We start from the raw sequence: 1,963 nt of genomic DNA on the forward strand, positions 1-1,963 counted from the left end.
CTAGTGCTGCTCCGCGGAAGTTCGTGGAGGGGTGTTGATTAGATGGCCAGTCCACTGAGGTAGAGGTCGCCCGCGCAGTCGAGGGCTTCTTCCGGGGAGCCGGTTGGTAGTCCGCTGGGCAGGAAGTTGTCGCGGTAGCTGTCGTTGCTGGCCAGGTAAAGGGCAAAGCCCCAGGTGTGCAGCACGCCGGTGAAGCGCAGGCGGCACAGCGGCAGGCTTTCCCCGCCGGGCAACTCGGCGGCCACGTAGGCGAATCCGGCACGGAAGCGGACCGCGATGGCGTCCACGTGCGGCCAGCGTTCGCGGGCGTGGCGGTTCAGGCGCTGGCGCAGGTGGTGCTGCATCGATTCCGGCGGGTTCTTCGGCACGGACCCATCCTGCCGGGTGCGGCGGTGGCCCGCCATGATCGTTGGCTGTGCACGGTGGGCGGCGGGCGGGGACGGCGGTTGCGGTGGTGCTGGAGGCCAAGGCCCGCGAGCGGCTGGTGAGGACGGCGGCTTCGGCGAAGTCCGAGGTACGGGCGGTGCTGCGGGCCCGGATCGTGCTCGCGGCAGCGGACGGGCTCGCCAACGGCGCGATCGCCCGGGAGCTGGACGTCAGCGTGAACACGGTACGCAAGTGGCGGGGACGGTTCGCCGCCCTGGGCCTGGGCGGCCTGCGAGATGCCGAACGCTCGGGCCGGCCGAGGGCCTACGGGCCCGAGGTCCGCGTGGCGATCGTGGCCACCGCCACCAGCGCGCCGCCGCATCCGGAGTCGACCTGGTCGCACCGGGCGATCGCCCGGCGGGTGGCCGGCACGTGCTTCGCGCCGGTCTCCGCCTCCCAGGTCGGCCGGATCCTGGCCGGCCTGGACCTGAAGCCGCACAAGGTCCGCGGTTGGCTCACCCGCCGGGACACCCCCGACTTCTGGCAGCGGGCCGCCGAGGTATGCGCCCTCTACCTGGATCCGCCCGAGGGCGCGGTGGTGCTCTCGATCGACGAGAAGACCGCGATCGCCGCCCGCTCGCGTCGCCATCCCGGGCATCCCACGCGCCCCGGCGAGCCGGCCAAGCAGGAGTTCGAGTACCGGCGCCACGGCACGGCTTCCCTCGTGGCCGCGCTCGACGTTTGCACTGGTGAGGTTCTCACCGAGGTGATCACCCGCAACGACGCGGTGACCTTCACCGCGTTCCTGGACCAGCTCGACCGGGCGATCGCCCCGGGCAGGGAGATCCACGTCGTGCTCGACAACGGTTCTTCCCACACGGCCAGACACACCAAGGCGTGGCTGGCGGCCCATCCGCGCTGGCACGTCCGATGGACCCCGCCGCACGCATCGTGGCTCAACCAGGTCGAGTTGTTCTTCTCCGCCCTGACGCGCCGGGTCGTGCGCCATGGCGACTTCTCCAGCCGCGACGACCTGATCGAGAAGCTGGAGGCGTACGTGATCGGGCACAACGAGACCGCCAAGCCCTACCGGTGGACCTACGAAGGCAGCCCGCTCAAAGCCGCATGAGCCCGGCAGCGGTCGGCCGGAATCCGCACTGACCGTAGAAGGACTCCAGGTGCGGCTCGTAGTCGACGTGCAGCCACTCGGCGCCGTGCGCTTTCGCCTCGTCGGCAGCCGCCCTCACCAGCCGCATCCCGAGCCCCTGCCGACGCTCGTCCGGATGCACGGTCGTATCCAGGATGAAGGCGTGCGCACCGCCGTCGCCGACGACGTTGACGAATCCGACCAACCGCTCGCCTCGACGCGCCGTGATCCAGGTCAGACTGCGGGACAGCATCGGTGCGAAGGAGATCGGCCTGTGAGCTGGCCACGACGCACTGAACAACTCGTTGAGCTCAGCATCCGTCAGATCGGGACACACCACCAACACCTCATCGCCGGCCTGCGACGAATCACTGATCACCATGCCAAGCAGCCTGCCATGCACCCGCGGCTGTGATCACCCCTCCACGAACTTCCGCGGAGCAGCACTAG

The 1,963-nt window shown here is 69.9% G+C and carries 3 protein-coding genes; 1 reads left to right on the plus strand and 2 read right to left on the minus strand.

What is annotated here, in order from left to right:
• Window positions 1-38: 38 nt before the first annotated feature.
• On the minus strand, window positions 39-368 hold the full coding sequence (locus ACFVWU_RS44790) for a hypothetical protein (RefSeq protein WP_387632470.1): 330 nt from the start codon (window positions 366-368) through the stop codon (window positions 39-41).
• 47 nt (window positions 369-415) lie between these two features.
• Between ACFVWU_RS44790 and ACFVWU_RS44795 the strand changes: the two genes are divergently transcribed.
• On the plus strand, window positions 416-1,495 hold the full coding sequence (locus ACFVWU_RS44795; RefSeq protein WP_387632473.1) for an IS630 family transposase: 1,080 nt from the start codon (window positions 416-418) through the stop codon (window positions 1,493-1,495).
• Here ACFVWU_RS44795 and ACFVWU_RS44800 read toward each other — a convergent pair.
• On the minus strand, window positions 1,482-1,895 hold the full coding sequence (locus ACFVWU_RS44800; RefSeq protein ID WP_387632475.1) for a GNAT family N-acetyltransferase: 414 nt from the start codon (window positions 1,893-1,895) through the stop codon (window positions 1,482-1,484). The two genes, ACFVWU_RS44795 and ACFVWU_RS44800, sit on opposite strands and share 14 nt — an antisense overlap.
• Window positions 1,896-1,963 lie beyond the last annotated feature (68 nt).

Origin of the sequence: Kitasatospora sp. NPDC058190 (assembly GCF_042883685.1) — a bacterium.
Classification (GTDB): domain Bacteria; phylum Actinomycetota; class Actinomycetes; order Streptomycetales; family Streptomycetaceae; genus Kitasatospora.

Bases quoted from the DNA above. Each gene is read 5' to 3' on its own strand.
- ACFVWU_RS44800 (WP_387632475.1), bottom strand. From the start codon at position 1,895: ATGGTGATCAGTGATTCGTCGCAGGCCGGCGATGAGGTGTTGGTGGTG.